Annotated in this window: 19 protein-coding genes; 1 reads left to right on the top strand and 18 read right to left on the bottom strand. The window is 63.7% G+C overall.

The genetic code is table 11. The features are described 5' to 3' along the window. The first annotated feature begins 225 nt into the window (after window positions 1-225). Window positions 226-969 carry a lipoyl(octanoyl) transferase LipB gene (lipB, locus tag AC1RUK_RS07555; RefSeq protein ID WP_481836123.1) on the top strand — a complete coding sequence of 248 codons (744 nt, stop codon included), beginning with the start codon at window positions 226-228 and terminating at the stop codon, window positions 967-969. Between the two features lie 21 nt (window positions 970-990). Here lipB and AC1RUK_RS07550 read toward each other — a convergent pair whose 3' ends face one another. From AC1RUK_RS07550 to AC1RUK_RS07465, 18 genes are all read right to left on the bottom strand, one after another. Next, a complete protein-coding gene (locus AC1RUK_RS07550) occupies window positions 991-2,241 on the bottom strand; it encodes a zinc metalloprotease (RefSeq protein ID WP_481836124.1) in 1,251 nt (416 codons plus the stop codon). A 29-nt stretch (window positions 2,242-2,270) separates the two neighbouring features. Further along, on the bottom strand, window positions 2,271-2,750 hold the full coding sequence (locus tag AC1RUK_RS07545) for an endonuclease domain-containing protein (protein ID WP_481836125.1): 480 nt from the start codon (window positions 2,748-2,750) through the stop codon (window positions 2,271-2,273). Window positions 2,751-3,248: 498 nt separating this feature from the next. Next, window positions 3,249-3,932: an ABC transporter ATP-binding protein gene (locus AC1RUK_RS07540; protein ID WP_436172326.1), complete on the bottom strand. Its 684-nt coding sequence runs from the start codon at window positions 3,930-3,932 to the stop codon at window positions 3,249-3,251. Continuing rightward, window positions 3,929-5,215, bottom strand: coding sequence for a lipoprotein-releasing ABC transporter permease subunit (locus AC1RUK_RS07535; protein WP_481836126.1), 1,287 nt, complete (start codon window positions 5,213-5,215; stop codon window positions 3,929-3,931). The genes AC1RUK_RS07540 and AC1RUK_RS07535 overlap by 4 nt, the downstream gene beginning before the upstream one ends. Next, window positions 5,212-6,540 (bottom strand): proline--tRNA ligase, encoded by a 1,329-nt coding sequence (proS, locus tag AC1RUK_RS07530; protein WP_481836127.1) that lies wholly within the window; start codon window positions 6,538-6,540, stop codon window positions 5,212-5,214. The genes AC1RUK_RS07535 and proS overlap by 4 nt, the downstream gene beginning before the upstream one ends. A 644-nt stretch (window positions 6,541-7,184) precedes the next feature. Beyond that, window positions 7,185-7,469 (bottom strand): DUF1467 family protein, encoded by a 285-nt coding sequence (locus tag AC1RUK_RS07525; RefSeq protein WP_192180974.1) that lies wholly within the window; start codon window positions 7,467-7,469, stop codon window positions 7,185-7,187. Beyond that, the gene (gene mce, locus AC1RUK_RS07520; protein WP_481836128.1) at window positions 7,466-7,870 is read right to left on the bottom strand and encodes a methylmalonyl-CoA epimerase; all 405 of its coding nucleotides are present in this window, start codon (window positions 7,868-7,870) and stop codon (window positions 7,466-7,468) included. Before mce ends, AC1RUK_RS07525 begins: the two co-directional genes overlap by 4 nt. A 122-nt stretch (window positions 7,871-7,992) precedes the next feature. After that, window positions 7,993-9,663 carry a ribonuclease J gene (locus AC1RUK_RS07515; protein ID WP_481836129.1) on the bottom strand — a complete coding sequence of 557 codons (1,671 nt, stop codon included), beginning with the start codon at window positions 9,661-9,663 and terminating at the stop codon, window positions 7,993-7,995. A 20-nt stretch (window positions 9,664-9,683) separates the two neighbouring features. After that, window positions 9,684-10,505 (bottom strand): biotin--[acetyl-CoA-carboxylase] ligase, encoded by an 822-nt coding sequence (locus AC1RUK_RS07510; RefSeq protein WP_481836130.1) that lies wholly within the window; start codon window positions 10,503-10,505, stop codon window positions 9,684-9,686. A gap of 4 nt (window positions 10,506-10,509) precedes the next feature. Beyond that, complete coding sequence (gene nuoN, locus AC1RUK_RS07505; protein ID WP_481836131.1) at window positions 10,510-11,946, bottom strand: NADH-quinone oxidoreductase subunit NuoN; 1,437 nt, start codon at window positions 11,944-11,946, stop codon at window positions 10,510-10,512. An 18-nt stretch (window positions 11,947-11,964) separates the two neighbouring features. Beyond that, complete coding sequence (locus AC1RUK_RS07500; RefSeq protein ID WP_436172335.1) at window positions 11,965-13,470, bottom strand: NADH-quinone oxidoreductase subunit M; 1,506 nt, start codon at window positions 13,468-13,470, stop codon at window positions 11,965-11,967. Next, window positions 13,470-15,443 carry an NADH-quinone oxidoreductase subunit L gene (gene nuoL, locus AC1RUK_RS07495; protein WP_481836132.1) on the bottom strand — a complete coding sequence of 658 codons (1,974 nt, stop codon included), beginning with the start codon at window positions 15,441-15,443 and terminating at the stop codon, window positions 13,470-13,472. The genes AC1RUK_RS07500 and nuoL overlap by 1 nt, the downstream gene beginning before the upstream one ends. An 11-nt stretch (window positions 15,444-15,454) precedes the next feature. Continuing rightward, window positions 15,455-15,763: an NADH-quinone oxidoreductase subunit NuoK gene (gene nuoK / locus AC1RUK_RS07490; RefSeq protein ID WP_023798863.1), complete on the bottom strand. Its 309-nt coding sequence runs from the start codon at window positions 15,761-15,763 to the stop codon at window positions 15,455-15,457. Window position 15,764: 1 nt separating this feature from the next. After that, the gene (locus tag AC1RUK_RS07485; RefSeq protein WP_481836133.1) at window positions 15,765-16,385 is read right to left on the bottom strand and encodes an NADH-quinone oxidoreductase subunit J; all 621 of its coding nucleotides are present in this window, start codon (window positions 16,383-16,385) and stop codon (window positions 15,765-15,767) included. A gap of 240 nt (window positions 16,386-16,625) precedes the next feature. Then, entirely contained in the window at window positions 16,626-17,117 is a 492-nt protein-coding gene (gene nuoI / locus AC1RUK_RS07480; protein ID WP_481836134.1) for an NADH-quinone oxidoreductase subunit NuoI, read from the bottom strand. Next, window positions 17,117-18,160, bottom strand: a complete 1,044-nt coding sequence (gene nuoH, locus AC1RUK_RS07475) for an NADH-quinone oxidoreductase subunit NuoH (RefSeq protein WP_481836135.1) — start codon at window positions 18,158-18,160, stop codon at window positions 17,117-17,119. Before nuoH ends, nuoI begins: the two co-directional genes overlap by 1 nt. Before the next feature lie 2 nt (window positions 18,161-18,162). Then, window positions 18,163-20,244 carry an NADH-quinone oxidoreductase subunit NuoG gene (nuoG, locus tag AC1RUK_RS07470; protein ID WP_481836136.1) on the bottom strand — a complete coding sequence of 694 codons (2,082 nt, stop codon included), beginning with the start codon at window positions 20,242-20,244 and terminating at the stop codon, window positions 18,163-18,165. Continuing rightward, window positions 20,244-20,555: a pentapeptide repeat-containing protein gene (locus AC1RUK_RS07465; RefSeq protein ID WP_436172340.1), complete on the bottom strand. Its 312-nt coding sequence runs from the start codon at window positions 20,553-20,555 to the stop codon at window positions 20,244-20,246. The genes nuoG and AC1RUK_RS07465 overlap by 1 nt, the downstream gene beginning before the upstream one ends. Window position 20,556: the final 1 nt, after the last annotated feature.

Here is a 20,556-nt window from a genome sequence, read left to right as displayed (position 1 = left end):
CGTTTCCGGCGAAACAAGTGCGCGGCGCGGAATAATCGCCGCGGATCGGCGCAACGCTCCACGGCTGCGGAAAATGCAGGCAACTGGACGTTTGTGCCGATTGCCGCCATATGAGGGGCTGATGCATTTTGCCCCCAAGCGCTGAGCAGTTTTGGGGGCACGGGCAGGCACGGACAAACATCTGGAGTGCAGCTTCAACTACGCACGCTTCAGACGAGATAGACCATGACAGAACGCAGCCAGATCGCCACGTCGTTCCTGCCTTTGCCCGGCTCCGCACCGGTCGAATGGCACATCGAACCTGGCCTGACCGCCTATCCCGACGCGCTGGCGTTCATGGAGGCGCGCGCCGAGGCGATCCGCAGTGGTGCCGCCGGCGAGATGGTCTGGCTGGTCGAGCATCCGCCGCTCTACACGGCCGGCACCAGCGCCCGCATCGAGGACCTGATCGAGCCCGGCCGCTTTCCGGTCTTTGCCGCCGGGCGCGGCGGCGAATACACCTATCATGGCCCGGGCCAGCGGGTGGCCTATGTCATGCTCGACCTCAAGCGCCGGCGCGAGGATGTCCGCGCCTTCGTCGCGGCGCTCGAGCAATGGATCATCGGCACGCTCGCCGCCTTCAACGTGCGCGGTGAACGGCGTGAGGATCGTGTCGGCGTCTGGGTGGTGCGGCCGGATCGCCCGCCGCTTGCCGATGGGTCGCCAGCCGAGGACAAGATCGCCGCCATCGGCATCAGGCTGCGGCGCTGGGTGAGCTTTCACGGCATCGCCATCAATGTCGAGCCGGAGCTCGGCCACTTCAGCGGCATCGTGCCCTGCGGTGTTTCGGAGCACGGCGTCACCAGCCTTGTCGACCTCGGCCTTCCCATAGCGATGGCCGATCTCGACCTGGCGCTGAAATCCGCCTTCGAGGAGGTGTTCGGCCCGGCCACGACCTTGGGCGTCGAGGCCGCCCGCAAGGCCGGTTGAAGTCTTCCCTGGGATCGCGGCTCAGGCCAGCAGCGCGGACGCCCACAGGACGCCATAGCCGTGGATGGCGAACACCGCCAGCAGTGCCGCGGCCATGGCGAAACGGTCGACGGTGCGGATCGGCTTCAGCTCGTGGCGCGGCTTCACAGCACTGCCCATGGTCAGCAGGCTGAGCGCGGAAAAGACGGCGCCGGCCGCCAGCAGGAAACCGGACGAAAAGCCGGCCCGCCAGCCGAGCGCCAGCAAGGCCGAGAGCAGGAAGAACGATGCCAGCGCCAGCGCCAGCGGACCGGGGCAGATCTGGCGCAGCACCTGACCGCCGTCGAATTTCCACACCGGCACCAGATTGGCGATGTTGAAGAGGGCCGAGCAGCCGGCGAGCGTGGCCAGCAGCGCCGCGGCGAGATAATGCCCCTCGCCCCTGGCAAACCCGCTGGCGGCGATCAGCACCGGCACCAGGAAGGCCGAAAACCCGGCGCCCATCAGCGCCACGAAGGCGACTTCGAACCGGCTGTCATAGGGCCTGCCGCCAATGGCGATGCCGCCGAGCAACGGGACGAAGATCATCCGCGCCCTGCGATGCCCCATCAGGCGGAATGCCGCCATGTGGCCGAGCTCGTGCAGGGCAACCACGGAGGTCAGGATCGCGGCCAGCGCCAGGCCGCCGAGGTTGAGACCGAAGAACGGCCACAGGATGAAAGCCGAAAGGACGGCAAAGCCGACCTGGCTCAGCGGATGCTCGAACCAGCCGCCTTTGCGATACTGTCCGGTCCTGGCCCAGACCTGCAGCTTGCCGAGTTCACGCCGCATGGCGAAGTAGCGGAAGACCAGGAAGGCGACGCCGCGATAGCGGTCGGTCTGGCTGAGAACAATCCGCGTCCCTCTTTCCTCTGAAACGAGTTCCGTGGTTTCGCGATAGTCGGCCCAGAACGACGCATCGAGCGACGCGTCATCGACGACCCGCATGGAAAAGCGACTTCCTTCCGCGACATCCTCGAGCATGATTTTGCGCTCGATCGGCTGCCCGTCGCGCCCTTCCCAGGACAGCTTGATCCGGGCCGTGCCCTGCTGGTCGAGCGCCTCGGCGGAGATGATCTCGCCCGACCAGCCGGCATGCTTGCCAAGCGGCCACAGTGCCTGCCAGAGGCGGTGGCGGTCCGCCGCCACCAGCCGGCTGAGCCTGACCGTGCGCAGCCCGAGCGGCACGGTCATCAGCAGAAAGATCAGTCCGAGATTGCCGGCCACCAGAATGGCCATGACGATGGGCGACACGTGACGCTACTCCCTGTCTTCGAGGAACCCTAGCGTCCGGGGCGGCAAGAAAGGCTTAACGGCAAAACCCCATTCTCGCCTGCCAGAAAAGACCGCGCCAGCACGTCGGCGAAGGACCTGGCTCCACGCTGGCGCCCCCTCTCCCCGTTCTTCACGGGGAGAGGGTAAGGGTGAGGGGCAGCGCGACGGGTTTCGAGCACTTCCTCCCGATCCTTCAATACGTCAACATTCCAAAAGCGGAGGACGGACCAATCATTTGAAACCATGAAGCGATCCCTGATCTGGTCATATTTGTTATCGGCATGCTGACTGCCATCGATCTCGACAACAAGCTGGCACTCCCTGCAGGCAAAATCGGCAAAATAGCTGCCTATCGGAAACTGCCGCACGAATTCGTGGCCGTTCAGTCTGCGGTCGCGCAGTTCCAACCAAAGTGCGCCTTCGGCGTCGTTGTCCGATTGGCGCAGTCGCCGTGCCCGCTTCGTCGTCTCGATTTCCGGTCCACGCATGCGCCGCCCCTCACCCTTACCCTCTCCCCGTGCAGAACGGGGAGAGGGGGGCGTCAGCGTTGGCGCACATCTTTACCCCTCCTCACATGGCTCCGATCCAGATCGCCATGGAAATCAGAAACGTGCTCATGCACACGAGCGACACAACATCCTGAACAAGATCGGTCATAACTCTCTCCAGTTGTTAGTATGTTCGTATTTTGTTCTATTTTTGTTCGAATGTCAACGGCCGCAATCCGTGCCAGCGATGGAATCTCCGGCGATCAGATCGGCAGGGTTAAAGAAAGGTTGACGGGCAAGTATGGTGGCTGTTCACCGCCGCTCCGGCCAGGGCGCGTCGAGACTCAGGTCAGGCCGAGCCGGAGTCGAAGACGGGCGCGAAGCGACCAGAACGGCGGGTTCCGAGAACCGGAGCGGAGCGTACTTTTGGGTACGCGAGTACCGGAAGCGGACGAGCCCGCCATCCGCAGGCCGGCCTCACCTGAATATCGATGCACCCTAAAGCGGGACAACCTTGCCCTCGGCCAATGTCACCCGGCGGTCCATGCGCGATGCCAGCTCGTGGTTGTGGGTGGCGATCAGCGCCGCCAGGCCCGATTGCCGGACCAGCGCTTCCAGCGCCTCGAACACGTAGGAAGCGGTCACCGGGTCGAGGTTGCCGGTCGGCTCGTCGGCCAAAAGCACCAGCGGTGCATTGGCGACGGCGCGCGCGATGGCGACGCGCTGCTGTTCGCCGCCGGAGAGTTCCGACGGGCGGTGATGCGCGCGCTTGCCGATCTGCATGTAGTCGAGCAGCTGCGCCGCCCGCTCGGCGGCTTCCTTGCGCGACAGCCCCTTGATCAGCTGCGGCATCATGATGTTCTCCAGGGCGGAAAACTCCGGCAGCAAATGATGGAACTGATAGACGAAGCCGACATCGTTGCGGCGGATCGCCGTACGCTCCTCGTCGGAAAGCCGGCCGCACGCGCGCCCGGCAAGGATCACGTCGCCGGCGTCAGGCCGCTCCAGCAGCCCGGCCGTGTGCAGCAATGTCGACTTGCCGGTGCCTGAAGGCGCCACCAGCGCCACCATCTCGCCGCGCTTCAGCGAAAAATCGGCGCCATTGAGGATGGTGAGCTTGCGCGGTCCCTGGACATAGTGCCGCTCGACGCTCTTCAGCTCGATAAGGGTCTCGGCCTTCATTCGTACCTCAAGGCTTCGACCGGATCGAGCCTGGCGGCCCGCCATGCCGGAAACACCGTTGCCAGGAAGGAGAGCACGAGCGCCATGATGACGACATAGGTCGTCTCGCGCGGATCCATCTTCGCCGGCAGCTGGCTGAGGAAATAGAGCTCGGGGTTGAACAGGATCCTGCCGGTCATCCAGGAGAAGAACTGGCGGATCGATTCGATGTTGGTGCAGATGACGATGCCGAGCAGCACGCCGGCGATGGTGCCGGTGACGCCGATGGCCGCCCCCGTCATCAGGAAGATGCGCAGGATGGCGCCGCGCGAAGCCCCCATGGTGCGCAGGATGGCGATGTCGTGGCCCTTGTCCTTCACCAGCATGATCAGGCCCGAAATGATGTTGAGCGCTGCCACCAGCACGATCAGCGTCAGGATCATGAACATCACGTTGCGCTCGACCTGGAGCGCCGAGAAGAACGTCTCGTTGCGCTGGCGCCAGTCGACGATGTCGATCGGCCGCTGCGCCGCCTGCTCGACCAGCGGCTTCAGCGCATCGACATCGTCGGGATTGTCGACATAGATCTCGATCGTCTGCGCCCGCCCGTCCATGTTGAAATAGAGCTGGGCTTCCGAAAACGGCATATAGACGATGGAGCTGTCATACTCCGACATGCCGACCTCGAAGATCGCTGTGATCTTGTAGCCCTTCATGCGCGGCGTGGTGCCGAGCGGCGTCACGTCGCCATCGGGGGAAATCAGCGTGATGGTGTCGCCGAGCACAAGGCCAAGGTTTTCGGCCATGCGCTTGCCGATGGCGACGCCCTCGCCGGCGTCGAAGCCGGCGATGGAGCCCTGCTTGATGTTGTTGGCGACGATGGTGATCTTGCCGAGGTCGTCACCGCGTATGCCGCGCACCAGCGCCCCGGTGCCGCCGCCGACATTGCCTTGCGCCAGCACCTGGCCGTCGATCAGCGGAATGGCGTATTTGACGCCGGGCGCGCCGTTGATGCGGCCGGCGACCTGCGCATAATCCTCAAGCGGTGAGTCCAGCGGCTGCACGATCAGATGGCCGTTGACGCCGAGAATGCGCGTCAACAGTTCGGCTCTGAATCCGTTCATCACGGCCATGACGACGATCAGCGTCGCGACGCCCAGCATGATGCCGAGGAAAGAGATCGAGGCGATGACCGAGATCACCGTCTCCTTGCGCCGCGAGCGCAGATAGCGCCACGCCACCATGCGCTCGAAGCCCGAAAAGGCGCCGGCGGCCGGAGACTTCGCTGCTGCGGTTTCGCTCATGCGACAGCACCGAGGCGTTTCTTCGCCTCCGCCAGCGGCAGCGTCTCGCGCTCGCCGGTCCTGCGGTTCTTGATCTCGACCTCGCCGGCGGCCACACCGCGCGGTCCGACGATCACCTGCCACGGCAGGCCGATCAGGTCGGCGGTGGCGAACTTGCCGCCCGGCCGCTGGTCGGTGTCGTCGTAGAGCACGTCCTTGCCGGCAGCGGTCAGTGCTGCATAGAGGTCGCCGCTGACGCGGTCGCAGTCGGCGTCGCCGACCTTCATGTTGATCAGGCCGACATCGAACGGCGCCACCGCTTCCGGCCAGATGATGCCGTTGTCGTCATGGCTGGCCTCGATGATCGCCGCGACCAGCCGCGACGGCCCGATGCCGTAGGAACCGCCGGAGGCGAAATGATCCTTGCCGTCGGGCCCGGTCACCTTGGCGCCCATGGGCTTCGAATATTTGTCGCCGAAATGGAAGATGTGGCCGACCTCGATGCCGCGCGCCGAGAGCCGGTCGCCGTCGCCGACCTTTTCCCAGGCCGCCTCGTCATGCATCTCGTCGGTAGCGGCGTAGGGCGTCGTCCATGTCTTGACGATGTCGGCGATCTCGACGTCGTTCGAAAAGTCGGTGTTCGCGCCCGGCACATCCAGCGAAAGATAGTCGCGATGGCAGTAGACCTGGCTCTCGCCGGTATCGGCCAGGATGATGAATTCATGGCTGAGATCGCCGCCGATCGGGCCGGTGTCGGCGCGCATCGGAATCGCCTGCAGGCCCATGCGGGTGAAGGTCCTGAGATAGGATACGAACATCCTGTTATAGGCCGCCTTGGCGCCCTCATAGTTGAGGTCGAAGGAATAGGCGTCCTTCATCAGGAATTCGCGCGAACGCATGACGCCGAAGCGCGGCCGCACCTCGTCGCGGAACTTCCACTGTATGTGGTAGAGGTTGAGCGGCAGGTCCTTGTAGGATTTCACATAGGCGCGAAAAATCTCGGTGACCATCTCCTCATTGGTCGGGCCGTAGAGCATGTCGCGCTCCTGCCGGTCCTTGATGCGCAGCATCTCCTTGCCGTAGTCGTCATAGCGGCCGCTTTCGCGCCACAGATCGGCCGACTGGATGGTCGGCATCAGGATTTCCAGCGCCCCTGCCCGATCCTGTTCCTCGCGGATGATCCGGCAAACCTTGTCCAGCACCCGCTTGCCGAGCGGCAGCCAGGAAAAGCTGCCTTGCCCCTGCTGGCGGATCATGCCGGCGCGCAGCATCAGCCGGTGCGAGACGATCTCGGCCTCGCGCGGATTTTCTTTGAGAATAGGCAGGAAATAGCGCGACAAACGCATGGACTGGTCCGTGAGAGAGGATGGCCGCGCCGGAATCGGCGCAACGCAGGCTGCTTGCCCCGGCTTCATAGCTATTTCATGACGGAATGGAAACCCGACCTGCCGCCTCGGCCCGCAATCGGGAATCGATTTTTGCCGCACTGACCTTGCGGTTCGGAAAGCGCGATACGGAGATGCAAAGCGCTGGAGCGTCCTTGGCGCGGCCAAAGGATGCGCGGCAGCTGCAATGCTACGCCGGCTGCGTTGATCGATTTGCAAGCAAAGCATGCCATTCTATTGTGCAGTGCAGCACGAGATTGCCTGTTTCCGGGCAAAATTCTACGTGACATTTTCATCCGGCTTAGGCTAGTGTGCCCCGATAACCGAGAGGGTAGAGAAAAATCTGCTCTCCTACGCGGTCAAAGTCTTGGGAGGATGCGATCTAGGCGCGGTTACTCGCTGCCGCCGGACACCGGAAACAGATCGGACGCGTTTAAATTGCAAGGCCTTGTGCCTTGCATTTTTTTTGTGCAAACATCTGCTTAGCGCAAACAGTTCTCAAATTGCATGACGTTACGTCAATGCGCCGGCTCACAATCCCGGTCCGGTTGCCTTGACCGGGGGCGATGCCCAACCCACCCGTCACGAAACTGTCGTCCAGGGGCCTATTGCGACGGCGTCTGCGCAGCTTCCGGGATGATGTGCGGAACTTCGTCGAGGCTGAGCCCCAGCCCTCTCGTCAGGCCGTAGAAAATACCCATCAGCACCGCGGTGGCGATCGTCGTTCTGATCACGGCGCGCAGCATATGCGGCCCGCGCGGCGCGCTTGAAACCGTCCCCAGCGTCACATCATGGTCGTCGTCCTGCGTCTTCACGCTGAACGGCAGTACGGCGAACAGCACCACCCACCAGGTGGCGAAGAACAAAGCGGTGAATGAAACCCAGCTCATGCTTGCTCCAGTTCGACCAGCGTGCCGAAAAAATCCTTGGGATGCAGGAACAGCACCGGTTTGCCATGCGCGCCGGTCCTGGGGTTGCCGTCGCCAAGCACGCGCGCGCCGCTGGCCTGCAAACTGTCGCGCGCCGCCAGGATGTCGTCCACCTCATAGCACACATGATGCATGCCGCCCGACGGGTTCTTCGCCAGGAATGCCGCGATCGGCGAAGCCGCGCCTAGCGGCTCCAGCAACTCGATCTTGGTGTTGCCGACATCGACGAACACCACCGTCACGCCATGCTCCGGCAACGCCTGCGGCGCACTCACGCGGGCGCCGAGCGTATCGCGATAGGCCGCCGTCGCCGCGGCCAGGTCCGGCACGGCAAGCGCGACATGGTTCAGGCGTCCGAGCATAGCGCTCCCTTTGGGCAGTAGGGAAATAGGGCAGTAAGGCGGTAGGGGAAAAGCTGACGTGAGGTGTGCCGTATCGTTATCCCATACTGCAGTACTGCCTTACTGCCCTATTCCCTTATTCCTCACCGCGTGACGAACACCGTCACCAACGGCTTCTTGCCCCAGGCTTCGTTTGCGGCACCGCGCACGGCACGGCGCACCGCCTCCTGCACGAGGTCGAGGTCTTTTCGGCGCTGGCGGGGGATGGAGTCCACCGCGCCGACTGCCGCATCGAGCATGAGGTCTTCCAGCGTTTCGCCACTGGCATCAGCCTCGGCGACGCCGATGGCGACCAGGTCGGGATCGCCGGCCAGCTCGTATTTGTCGTCGAGCACGACATTGACCGCGACATGGCCGGCAAAGGACAGCTTGCGCCGGTCACGTATGCCCATCGCCTGGTCGGTGCCGATCAGCCGGCCGTCCTTGTAGATGCGGCCAAACGGCACCTGGTCGATGATGGTGGCCGCGCCCGGATAGAGCCTCAGCATGTCGCCGTCACGCACCTGCGCCACCTGGCCGATGCCGGACATCGACATCAGGGACCCCTGCGCCACCAGATGCGCCGCTTCGCCATGCACCGGCACGCCGATCTGCGGCCGCACCCATTCATACATCTTGCGCAATTCGCTGCGGCGCGGATGCCCCGAGACATGCACCAGCGCATCGCCGTCCTCGATGATCTTCATGCCGAGGTCGATGAGGCGGTTCTTGATCTCGAGGATCGCCTTCTCGTTGCCGGGAATGGTGCGCGAGGAAAACACCACCGTGTCGCCTGCCGTCAGCGACACCGACTTCATCTCGTCGCGCGACAGCTTGGCAAGTGCGGCCAGCGGCTCGCCCTGGCTGCCGGTGCAGATGATGACCAGGTTCTCGCGCGGGATGAAGCCGTAATCCTCCTCGGCGATGAACTCCGGCAGCCCGTCCATGTAGCCGAGCTCGCCGGCGACATCGATGACGCGCTTCAGCGAGCGGCCGAGCACCAGGCACTGGCGGCCGGCATCGCGCGCCGCCTTGGCGATGGAAACGATGCGCCCGACATTGGACGAGAAGGTGGTGACGGCGACGCGGCCCTTGGCGCTTTGGATGACGCCCTTGAGGCCCTCGCCCACCGCCACTTCCGACGGCGACTCCCCTTCCCGCAGCGCATTGGTGGAATCGCAGATCAGCGCCAGCACGCCCTTGTCGCCATAGGCGCGAAGGCGCGCCTCGTCGGTCTTCGGCCCGATGGTCGGTTCCGGATCGATTTTCCAGTCGCCGGTGTGGATGACAGTGCCGGCCGGCGAGGTGATTGCCAGCGACATCGGTTCGGGGATGGAGTGTGCGACTGGAATGGCCTCGATCTCGAACGGACCGACGGTGAATGTCTCGCCCGCCCGGTAGATCGTCAGCGGAATCTTCGGCGCGCCCTGCTCGCCTTGCCGCTTGGCTTCCAGCAGCCCCGCGCTGAACGGCGTCATCCAGACCGGAGCCTTCAGCTTCGGCCACAGGTCGAGCAGCGCGCCGTAGTGGTCTTCATGCGCGTGGGTGATGACGATGCCGCGCAGGCTGGCGAGATTCTCCTCGATGAAGCGCGTGTCGGGCAGGATCAGGTCGACGCCCGGATGCGCGGCGTCGGGGAAGGTGACGCCGACATCGACGACGATCCACTCGCGCGCATTGGCCGGCCCGTAGCCGTAGAGGGCGAAGTTCATGCCGATCTCGCCAACGCCGCCAAGCGGCACGAAGACGAGTTCGGCGTTTTCCGCTTTCGCCATGATCTTCCCTTCCTGGCCGGTCAAACCGCTGACGACGCAACGGCACCGAAATGCACGTCGCCGGCGGCGATCGTCACAACAGTCCCCTCATCGTCGCGGATCACGAAACGGCAGTCCTCGTCAATGGTCTCGAACGTCCCGCGCACCACATTACCGTCAATTCTGACAGCAACCTGGCTGCCCAAACCCGCCGCCCGCGCCAGCCAGCGCTGCCGGATGGCCGACAATCCGCGCCCTTCGCTCCACAGCCGGGCGTTCTCGCTCCAGGCATCCGACAGCGCCAGGAACAATGTCTCGGCGTCGCATGTCGCCCCCAATTTTCTGAGCGATGTCGCGGGATAAGGCAAATCCTCGGGGTATGCCACCACATTGACGCCGATGCCGACCGCCACCGCGAAGCGGCCGCCTTCGAGGATCGCCGATTCCAGCAGGATGCCGGCAAGCTTGGCGCCCGAGGCGAGCACGTCGTTCGGCCATTTCAGCTCGAAGCGGTTCTTCCCCTGGCTTGCGCCATCGAGGCCGATGGAGATCCTGCCTTGCGGCACGACGGCGTCGAGCGCATCGGCCAGCGCCAGTCCGGCGACGAAGCCGAGCGTCGCGGCAAGCCGAAGCTCACCGCCGGTGACGATGAGCAGCGTCGCCGCCAGATTGCCTTCCGGCGTCGCCCAGACGCGGCCGCGCCGGCCACGCCCGCTTTCCTGTTTCTTGGAGACGACCCAGAGCTTTCCCGGATCCCCCGCCCGCGCATGGGCGAGCGCCAGCGCGTTGGTCGAGCCGACCGTGTCATGAGCCTCGAGCCGGAACCCTTCCGACGCTGCCGTTGGAGCCAGCCGAAATGCCATCCCGTCAGAAGAATGTCTTGGCGGCGGCTTCGGCATAAGTGCCGATCGGCCCGCCGATCAGCACATAGAACAGCACGAAGGCGCCGGAGACGCCGAGCACGAGGCGCAGTTCGCTGGCCATCGGCACGAAGCCGCCGACCGGCTCGTCGAACCACATGATCTTGATGATGCGCAGGTAATAGTAGGCGCCCACCACAGAGGCCAGCACGCCGATGATCGCCAGCGCATAGAGGTTGGCGTTGATGGCGGCGAGGAAGACGTACCACTTCCCCCAGAAGCCGGCGAGCGGCGGGATGCCGGCCAGCGAGAACATCAGGATGGTGAGGATCGTCGCCATGACCGGGTTGGTCGACGACAGGCCGGCGAGGTCGCCGATCTGCTCGACATTGCCTTCCTTGCGCCGCATGGCGAGGATGAAGGCGAAGGTGCCGAGCGTCATCACCAGGTAGATCAGCATGTAGATGGCGACGCCGCGCACGCCGGCCTGGCTGTTGGCGGCAAGGCCGACCAGCGCGTAGCCCATATGGCCGATCGAGGAATAGGCCATCAGCCGCTTGATGTTGGTCTGGCCGATGGCCGCGAAAGCGCCGAGCGCCATCGAGGCGATCGAGATGAAGACGATGATCTGCTGCCAGTCCGACGCGATCGGCTTGAAGGCGCCCATGGTGACGCGCACGATCAGCGCCATCGCCGCCATCTTCGGCGCCGCCGCGAGGAAGGCCGTCACCGGGGTCGGCGCGCCTTCATAGACGTCGGGCGTCCACATGTGGAACGGCACGGCCGAAATCTTGAAGGCAAGGCCGGCCAGCACAAAAACCAGGCCAAAGACGAGGCCAAGCTGGCGTTCGCCGCTGCCGAGTGCGGTGGCGATCTCCTGGAAGCCGGTATTGCCGGTGTAGCCGTAGACGAGGGTGATGCCGTAAAGCAGCATGCCCGACGACAGCGCGCCAAGGACAAAATACTTCAGGCCAGCCTCGGTCGAGCGCAGATTGTCGCGATTGATCGCCGCCAGCACGTAGATCGCCAGCGATTGCAGTTCGAGGCCGAGATAGAGCCCGATCATGCCGTTGGCCGAGATCATCAGCATCATGCCGAGCGTGCAGAGCAGGATCAGCACCGGATATTCGAATTTGTCGAAATGCTCTTGCTTGGCGAAGCGCATCGACATGACCAGCGTCACCGCCGAACCGATCAGCGACAGCATCTTCATGAAGCGCGCGAACGGATCCTGGACGAAGGCGCTGCCATAGGCGGTGCCCTGCCCGCTAGACGAGACGAGCCATAGTCCGGCCACCACCAGCACGGCGACGGCAAGGCCGGTCACCGCGTTGGTGCTGTCGGAGCGCGAATAGGCGCCCACCATTAGCAGCGCCAGCGCGCCGATGGCGAGGATCAGCTCTGGCGTCGAGAGCGAAAGGCTGGAGTAAAGGTCCGGCGTCATGGTTCGCAAAACCCCTGGTCAGTTCGCCGCCGCGGTCTGCGCGGAGCCGATGGATGCGGTGACATTGGTGACGAGCGCCTTGACCGATTCGGCCGTTGCGTCGAAGACGGGGGCGGGATAGACGCCGAAGAAGATGACCAGCACGACCAGCGGGTAGATGATCGCCTTCTCGCGTGGCGACAGATCCAGCAGGCCCTTCAGGCTCTCCTTGGTCAGCGCACCGAAGATCACCCGGCGATAGAGCCAGAGCGCGTAGGCGGCCGACAGGACGACGCCGGTGGCGGCGAAGAACGCCACCCAGGTGTTGACCCGGAACACACCGAGCATGGTCAGGAATTCACCGACGAAGCCGCTGGTGCCGGGCAGGCCGACATTGGCCATGGTGAAGACCATGAACACGGTGGCGTATTTCGGCATGTTGTTGACCAGCCCGCCATAGGCGTCGATGTCGCGCGTGTGCATGCGGTCGTAGATGACGCCGACGCACAGGAACAGCGCGCCGGAGACGAGGCCGTGGCTGAGCATCTGGAAGATTGCGCCCTGCACACCTTCCTGGTTCATGGCGAAGATGCCCATGGTGACGAAGCCCATATGGGCGACCGACGAATAGGCGATCAGCTTCTTCATGTCCTCCTGCATCAGCGCCACCAGCGAGGTGTAGATGATGGCGACGACCGACAGCGTGAACACCAGCGGTGCGAACATTTCGGACGCCAGCGGGAACATCGGCAGCGAGAAGCGCAGGAAGCCGTACCCGCCCATCTTGAGCAGGATGGCGGCCAGGATGACCGAGCCTGCCGTCGGCGCCTCGACGTGCGCGTCGGGCAGCCATGTGTGCACCGGCCACATCGGCATCTTCACGGCGAAGGAGGCGAAGAAGGCCAGCCATAGCCAGGTCTGCATGCTGGCTGGGAATTGGTGCGTCAGCAGCGTCGGGATGTCGGTGGTGCCCGACTGGAAGAACATCGCCATGATGGCGAGCAGCATCAGCACCGAGCCGGCCAGCGTATAGAGGAAGAACTTGAACGAGGCATAGACACGCCGCTTGCCGCCCCACACGCCGATGATGATGAACATCGGGATCAGGCCGGCCTCGAAGAAGACGTAGAACAGTACAATGTCGAGCGCGCAGAACACGCCGATCATCAACGTCTCGAGCAGCAGGAAGGCGATCATGTAGGCCTTGACCCGCTTCTCGATCGACTCCCACGACGCCAGGATGCAGAGCGGCATCAGGAAGGTGGTCAGGATGACGAACAGCATCGAGATGCCGTCGACGCCCAGATGGTAGGAGATGCCGGAATCCAGCCAGGCGAACTTCTCGACGAACTGGAAACCGGCCTGCGAATTGTCGAAGCCGGTCCAGATGAACAGCGAGACGATGAAGGTGATGCTCGTCGTCCACAGCGCGATGGCGCGGATGTTGCGGCGTGCATTCTCGCTATCATCGTTGATGAACAGGATGAGCAGCACACCCACCAGCGGCAGGAAGGTGACCAGCGAGAGAATTGGCACGGCGGTCATCAGAGCATCATCCAGGTGACGAGTGCGGCAACGCCGATCAGCATGGCGAAGGCATAGTGATAGAGGTAGCCGGTCTGCAGCTTGACGACGCGGTTGGTGACGTCGACGACGCGCGCCGAAACACCGTCAGGCCCGAGACCGTCGATGATCGTGCCGTCGCCGGTCTTCCACAGGAACCTGCCGAGGGCCTTTGCCGGTCGCACGAACAGGACGTCGTAGAGCTCGTCGAAATACCACTTGTTGAGCAGGAAAGCGTAGAGCAGGCGATGGTTGGCGGCGACGCTCCGGGGCAGTTCCGGCGAGCGGATATAGAACTTCCAGGCGACGCCAAAGCCGATGAGCATGGCGAAGAACGGCGCCAGTTCGACCCACAGCGGCAGTTCGTGGATATCGTGCAGGATGTGGTTGTCCGGCAGCGTGAACAGCGACGCCTTCCAGAACTCGGCATAGCCTTCGCCGATGAAGGCGCCATGGAAGATGATGCCGGCAAACAGCGCGCCCGCCGCCAGGATGAACAGCGGCACCAGCATCACCGGCGGCGATTCATGGACATGGTGCATGACCTCGTGACTGGCGCGCGGCTCGCCATGGAAGGTCATGAAGATCAGCCGCCAGGAATAGAAAGAGGTGAAGCAGGCGGCGACGACCAGCAGCACGAAGGCGGTGCCGGCAAACATGTTGTGGCTGGCAAAGGCGCTTTCGATGATGGCGTCCTTGGAGAAGAAGCCGGCGGTGCCGATGACCGTCACCGGAATGCCGACGCCGGTCAGCGCCAGCGTGCCGACAACCATCATCCAGTAGGTCTTCGGGATGAGCGTCCTCAGCCCGCCCATCTTGCGCATGTCCTGCTCGTCGGAGACGGCATGGATGACCGAGCCCGAGCCGAGGAACAGCAGCGCCTTGAAAAAGGCGTGCGTGAACAGATGGAAGATCGCCGCGCTATAGGCGCCGACGCCGAGCGCCACGAACATGTAGCCGAGCTGCGAACAGGTCGAATAGGCGATGACGCGCTTGATGTCGTTCTGGACGAGGCCGACGGTGGCCGCGAAGAAGGCGGTGAAGGCACCGATGAAGGTCACCACCGTCAGCGCCGTATGCGACAGCTCGAACAGCGGCGACAGCCTGGCCAGCATGAACACGCCGGCGGTCACCATCGTCGCGGCGTGGATCAGCGCCGAGACCGGCGTCGGGCCTTCCATCGCGTCCGGCAGCCAGGTGTGCAGCGGCACCTGCGCCGACTTGCCCATGGCACCCATGAACAGCAGCAGGCAGACCACGGTCATCGCCGAGTGCTTGTCCAGCGCATAGCCGAGGAAGGTGAGCACGGCCGCGCCATGCTCGGCGCCTTCGGCCGGAACGAATGTCGCCGCATTGGCAAAGATGGTGCCAAGATTGACCGAGCCGAACAGCACGAACACGCCGAAGATGCCAAGCGCGAAGCCGAAATCGCCGACGCGGTTGACGACGAAGGCCTTGATCGCCGCGGCATTGGCCGACGGTTTCTTGTACCAGAAGCCGATCAGCAGGTAGGACGCCAGGCCGACGCCTTCCCAGCCGAAGTACATCTGCACCAGATTGTCCGCCGTCACCAGCATCAGCATGGCGAAGGTGAACAGCGACAGATAGGCAAAGAAGCGCGGCCGGTTCGGATCGTGGTGCATGTAGCCGATCGAATAGATGTGGACCAGCGCCGACACCGTGTTGACCACGACCAGCATCACCACCGTCAGCGTGTCGATCCTGAGCGCCCATGCGGCGTCGAGCCCGCCCGACTGGATCCAGCGCAACACCGGCACGGTGAACACCTCGCCACCGCCGAAACCAACCGAGAAGAAGGCAACCCACGACAGCACCGCCGAGATCACCAGGAAACCGGAAGTGATGTATTCGGAGGCCTTGGCGCCGAGCGAATTGCCGAACAGGCCGACGATCAGGAAGCCGAGCAGCGGAAGGAAGACGATGGCCTGGTACATGGTGGTTTCCGTCAACCCTTCATCATGTTCACGTCTTCGACCGCGATCGAGCCGCGGTTGCGGAAGAAGACGACAAGAATGGCAAGACCGATGGCCGCTTCGGCGGCAGCGACCGTCAGCACGAACAGCGCGAACACCTGGCCGACGAGATCGCCGAGCGCCGCCGAGAAGGCGACGAAGTTGATGTTGACCGCGAGCAGGATCAGTTCGATCGACATCAGGATGACGATGATGTTGCGGCGGTTGAGGAAGATGCCGAACACGCCGAGCGTGAACAGGATCGCCGATACGGTGAGGTAATGTGCGATGCCGACGACCATCTCAGATGCCCTCGCCCGATTTGACCTTGCGGATTTCCATGCCCGTTGCCGGCGTTCGGCCGACCTGGGCCGCGATCGATTGCCGCTTGACGCCCGGCTTGTGGCGCAGCGTCAGAACGATGGCGCCGATCATGGCGACCAGCAGCACGAGGCCGGCAATCTGGAAGTAGTAAAGGTAGTCCGTATAGAGGATGTCGCCGAGCGCTGCCGTGTTCGAGCGCGTGGCGAGGTCCGGAATGGGTTTTGCGACCGTCGCCGCCAGTTGCGGCGCGAATGAGTAGCCGCCGAGCACGACGATCAGTTCCGCCGCCAGGATCAGCCCGACCAGCGCGCCGATCGGCGCATATTGCAGCGCGCCTTCCTTCATCTCGGCGAAGTCGACGTCGAGCATCATGACGACGAACAGGAACAGCACCATGACGGCGCCGACATAGACGACGAGCAGGATCATCGCCAGGAACTCGGCCCCGGTCAGCATGAACAGGCCGGCGGCGTTGAAGAAGGTCAGGATCAGGAACAGCACCGAATGCACGGGGTTGCGCGACGAAATGACCATGAACGCCGATGCCACGGCGACAAAGGCGAAGAGGTAGAAAAAGGCCGCCTCTAGTCCACTCAGCATGGGTTCCCCCGGGTTCCTGTCCGAAACAGGACGTTCGTCCTGTTCGTTGTCTCTTGCTTCGTTCCGCCTCCGGTGCCGAAGCCGCGTTGTCCTAGCGCATGTTCCGATCGGGTTGAAAGACCCGATCGAAAGAAACATGCGCCACTCTTTCATTCCGGAGGATGATCTTGTCCGAAAAGTCTGCAACTTTTCGGGATCATCCTCTGGACGAGGCCCCTCGCCCCGTCCATGCGTCAAATGTCAGCGGTAGGGCGAGTCCAGCACGATGTTGCGCGCCAGTTCGCGCTCCCAGCGGTCGCCATTCGCCAGCAGCCTGTCCTTGTCGTAATAGAGCTCCTCGCGCGTCTCCGTCGCGAACTCGAAATTCGGCCCTTCGACGATGGCGTCGACCGGGCAGGCTTCCTGGCAGAAGCCGCAATAGATGCACTTCACCATGTCGATGTCGTAGCGCACGGTGCGCCGCGTGCCGTCATTGCGGCGCGGGCCGGCCTCGATGGTGATGGCCTGCGCCGGGCAGATCGCCTCGCACAGCTTGCAGGCGATGCAGCGTTCCTCGCCGTTCGGATAACGGCGCAGCGCATGCTCGCCACGGAAGCGCGGGCTGATCGGCCCCTTCTCGTGCGGATAGTTGATCGTCTCCTTCGGCGCGAAGAACTGGCGCATCGACAGGAAGAAGGCGCTGACGAATTCCTGCAGCAGCAGCGATTTTGCGGCCTGGGAAAGAGCGGACATCACGCAAACCCCGTGAGCTTGAGGAAGGCAGCGACGATCACCACCATCGCCAGCGAAATCGGCAGGAACACTTTCCAGCCCAGCCTCATCAGCTGGTCGTAGCGGTAGCGCGGCACGAACGCCTTCACCATCGAGAACATGAAGAACATCAGGCAGACCTTGAGCACGAACCAGATCAGCCCCGGCACCCAGGTGAACGGCGCGAAGTCGAAGGGCGGCAGCCAGCCGCCGAGGAACAAGATCGTGGCTAAAGCGCACATCAGGACGACGGCGACATACTCGCCAAGGAAGAACAGCAGGAACGGCGTCGACGAATATTCGACCATGTGGCCGGCGACCAGTTCCGATTCTGCCTCCACCAGGTCGAAAGGCGGACGGTTCGTCTCGGCCAGAGCCGAGATGAAGAAGACCACGAACATCGGAAACAGCGACAGCCAATGCCAGTCGAGGAAGGTGTTGGGCAGGCCAACCCGCGTGCCCAGCCCATCCTGCTGCGACAGCACGATGTCCGACAGATTGAGTGAGCCGACGCAAAGCAGCACGGTGACGATGACGAAGCCGATCGAGACTTCGTAGGACACCATCTGCGCTGCCGAGCGCAGCGCGCCGAGGAACGGATATTTCGAATTGGACGCCCAGCCGCCCATGATCACGCCATAGACCTCGAGCGAGGAGATGGCGAAGACGTAGAGGATGCCGACATTGACGTTGGCGATCGCCCAGCCCTGGTTGACCGGAATGACGGCCCAGGCCGAGATCGCCAGCACCGCCGATACCAAAGGTGCCAGCAGGAACACGCCCTTGTTGGCGCCGGACGGGATCACCGGTTCCTTGAAGACGAACTTCAACAGGTCGGCGAAAGCCTGCAGCGTGCCCCAGGGGCCGACGACGTTCGGGCCGCGGCGCAACTGCACCGCCGCCCAGATCTTGCGGTCGGCATAAAGCAGATAGGCGACCGCGATCAGCAGCACGACGATCAGCACGACCGACTTCAGAAGGATGATCAGCGCCGGCAGTACATAGATGGAGAAGAACGTGTCCATGCTTATTCCGCCGCCTGCTTGAAGCCGCTCTTGGCCAGCGCAGAGCATTCCGCCATCACGGCAGAGGCCCGCGCGATCGGGTTGGTCAGGTAGAAATCCTTCACCGGCGAGGTGAAGCTGCCCTTGTTCAGCCGCCCGCCGAGCTTGGCCACCTTGGCGATGTCGTCGGCGCTGCCGGCCGCAACCTGGTCTATGCGGGCAAGATGCGGATATTCGCCGTAGAGCTTGGCGCGCAGCTGCGGCAAGGAATCGAAGGGAAGCTTCTTGCCCAGCACATCCGACAGCGCCCGCAGAATCGCCCAGTCCTCGCGCGCATCGCCCGGCGCGAAGCCGGCGCGGTTGGTCTGCTGCACCCGGCCTTCGGTGTTGACGTATGTGCCCGACTTTTCGGTGTAGGCGGCAGCCGGCAGGATGACGTTGGCGCGGTGCGCGCCGTGGTCACCATGGGTGCCGATATAGACGACGAAGGCGCCGCCGGTCTTGCCCATGTCGATCTCGTCGGCGCCGAGCAGGAACAGGAGATCCGTCCCGCCAAGCATACCGGCGACGTTCTTGCCGCCCTCGCTCGGCACGAAGCCGAGATCGAGGCCGCCGACGCGGCCCGCCGCGTTGTGCAGCACGGCAAAGCCGTTCCAGTCGGCCCGGGCGGCATTGACGGCGGCTGCCAGCTTCGCCGCCTGTCCGAGAACGGCCGCACCATCGGCGCGCGCCAAAGCGCCCTGCCCGACAATGATCAGCGGATGCGTCGCCTTCTTCAGCACCTCGAAGAACTTGCCGTTGCCGTCGGCCAGGTCCTTCAGGGAATCCGGACCGGCGCCCAGCTGCTCATAGTCGTAGCGCGTGTCGCCGACCTCGCCGATGACGCCGACCGGCAGATTGCCGATGCGCCAGCGCTTGCGGATACGGGCATTGAGCACCGAGGCCTCGAAGCGCGGATTGGCGCCGATGATCAGCACCGCGTCGGCCTGCTCGATACCCTCGATGGTCGGGTTGAAGATGTAGCTGGCGCGGCCAAGCGATGGATCAAGGGCGGCGCCATCCTGGCGGCAGTCGGTATTCTTCGAACCGAGCGCGGCCATCAGAAGCTTGAGCGCATAGATCTCCTCGACCGCGGCGAGATCGCCGGCGATGGCGCCGATCTTTTCCGGCGCGGTCTTCGACACCTGCTCCTTGATCGCGGCAAAGGCTTCCGCCCAGCTTGCCGGTGCCAGCTTTCCGTCCTTGCGCACATAGGGGCGGTCAAGGCGCTGCGTGCGCAGGCCGTCCCAGATGAAGCGGGTCTTGTCGGAAATCCACTCCTCGTTCACCGCCTCGTTGACGCGCGGCAGGATGCGCATCACTTCGCGGCCCCGGCTATCGACGCGGATCGCCGAGCCGACGGCGTCCATCACGTCGATGGATTCGGTCTTGGTCAGTTCCCACGGCCGCGCCTGGAAGGCGAAGGGCTTCGAGGTCAGCGCGCCGACCGGGCAAAGGTCGATGACATTGCCCTGCAGTTCCGAGGTCATGGCGCTTTCGAGATAGGTGGTGATCTCGGCATCCTCGCCACGGCCGATCAGGCCGAGCTCGGAAATGCCGGCGACCTCGGTGGTGAAGCGGACGCAGCGCGTGCAGTGGATGCAGCGGTTCATCACCGTCTTGACCAGCGGCCCGATATACTTGTCTTCGACGGCGCGCTTGTTCTCGTGATAGCGCGAGGAATCGACGCCGAAGGCCATCGCCTGGTCCTGCAGGTCGCACTCGCCGCCCTGGTCGCAGATCGGGCAGTCGAGCGGATGGTTGATCAGCAGGAATTCCATCACGCCTTCGCGGGCCTTCTTGACCATCGGCGTGTTGGTGAAGATTTCCGGCGTCTCGCCGTTCGGGCCAGGGCGCAGGTCGCGCACGCCCATGGCGCAGGAGGCCTGCGGCTTGGGCGGCCCGCCCTTCACCTCGATCAGGCACATGCGGCAATTGCCGGCAATCGACAGCCGCTCATGGAAGCAGAAGCGCGGCACTTCCGCGCCCGCGTCCTCGGCCGCCTGCAGCAGCGTGTAGTGGTCGGGTACAGTGATCTCTTTCCCGTCGACCTTGAGCTTTGCCATCAATTGCCCCCGGCGGTCTTCGCCGTCTCATATGCCTGGATGAGGTCGCCAAGGCTGATGCCATTGATCATCATGCCGGCGACTTCTGCGTTTTCTATCTTCACGTTGCTCATGTTCACATTGGTGAAAAACGTATTCGAGAGATTTGCGTCTTCCACCTTGGCGTTGGTCAGGTTGGTGCGCTGGATCCGGGCCGCCGACAGGTTGACGTTGTGGAACTGCGTGTTCGACATGTTCACGTCATCGAAGCTCGAATTGGCGACGATGGCATTGCGAACGTCGAGAACGTCACGCTTGTCGTGGACCTCCATG

Source organism: Mesorhizobium monacense (assembly GCF_056781675.1).
The sequence above is the reverse complement of the archived record's forward strand: the minus strand, read 5'-3'. Positions and strand labels throughout refer to the sequence as shown.

What these genes read in the sequence shown, in the direction of transcription:
- AC1RUK_RS07510 (WP_481836130.1), bottom strand. Translation starts at nt 10,505, where the DNA reads ATGGCATTTCGGCTGGCTCCAACGGCAGCGTCGGAAGGGTTCCGGCTC.
- lipB (WP_481836123.1), top strand. Translation starts at nt 226, where the DNA reads ATGACAGAACGCAGCCAGATCGCCACGTCGTTCCTGCCTTTGCCCGGC.
- nuoK (WP_023798863.1), bottom strand. Translation starts at nt 15,763, where the DNA reads ATGGTCGTCGGCATCGCACATTACCTCACCGTATCGGCGATCCTGTTC.
- AC1RUK_RS07500 (WP_436172335.1), bottom strand. Translation starts at nt 13,470, where the DNA reads ATGACCGCCGTGCCAATTCTCTCGCTGGTCACCTTCCTGCCGCTGGTG.
- AC1RUK_RS07465 (WP_436172340.1), bottom strand. Translation starts at nt 20,555, where the DNA reads ATGGAGGTCCACGACAAGCGTGACGTTCTCGACGTTCGCAATGCCATC.
- nuoG (WP_481836136.1), bottom strand. Translation starts at nt 20,244, where the DNA reads ATGGCAAAGCTCAAGGTCGACGGGAAAGAGATCACTGTACCCGACCAC.
- nuoI (WP_481836134.1), bottom strand. Translation starts at nt 17,117, where the DNA reads ATGTCCGCTCTTTCCCAGGCCGCAAAATCGCTGCTGCTGCAGGAATTC.
- AC1RUK_RS07545 (WP_481836125.1), bottom strand. Translation starts at nt 2,750, where the DNA reads ATGCGTGGACCGGAAATCGAGACGACGAAGCGGGCACGGCGACTGCGC.
- AC1RUK_RS07515 (WP_481836129.1), bottom strand. Translation starts at nt 9,663, where the DNA reads ATGGCGAAAGCGGAAAACGCCGAACTCGTCTTCGTGCCGCTTGGCGGC.
- proS (WP_481836127.1), bottom strand. Translation starts at nt 6,540, where the DNA reads ATGCGTTTGTCGCGCTATTTCCTGCCTATTCTCAAAGAAAATCCGCGC.
- AC1RUK_RS07540 (WP_436172326.1), bottom strand. Translation starts at nt 3,932, where the DNA reads ATGAAGGCCGAGACCCTTATCGAGCTGAAGAGCGTCGAGCGGCACTAT.
- nuoL (WP_481836132.1), bottom strand. Translation starts at nt 15,443, where the DNA reads ATGTACCAGGCCATCGTCTTCCTTCCGCTGCTCGGCTTCCTGATCGTC.
- nuoH (WP_481836135.1), bottom strand. Translation starts at nt 18,160, where the DNA reads ATGGACACGTTCTTCTCCATCTATGTACTGCCGGCGCTGATCATCCTT.
- AC1RUK_RS07535 (WP_481836126.1), bottom strand. Translation starts at nt 5,215, where the DNA reads ATGAGCGAAACCGCAGCAGCGAAGTCTCCGGCCGCCGGCGCCTTTTCG.
- mce (WP_481836128.1), bottom strand. Translation starts at nt 7,870, where the DNA reads ATGCTCGGACGCCTGAACCATGTCGCGCTTGCCGTGCCGGACCTGGCC.
- AC1RUK_RS07485 (WP_481836133.1), bottom strand. Translation starts at nt 16,385, where the DNA reads ATGCTGAGTGGACTAGAGGCGGCCTTTTTCTACCTCTTCGCCTTTGTC.
- AC1RUK_RS07525 (WP_192180974.1), bottom strand. Translation starts at nt 7,469, where the DNA reads ATGAGCTGGGTTTCATTCACCGCTTTGTTCTTCGCCACCTGGTGGGTG.
- nuoN (WP_481836131.1), bottom strand. Translation starts at nt 11,946, where the DNA reads ATGACGCCGGACCTTTACTCCAGCCTTTCGCTCTCGACGCCAGAGCTG.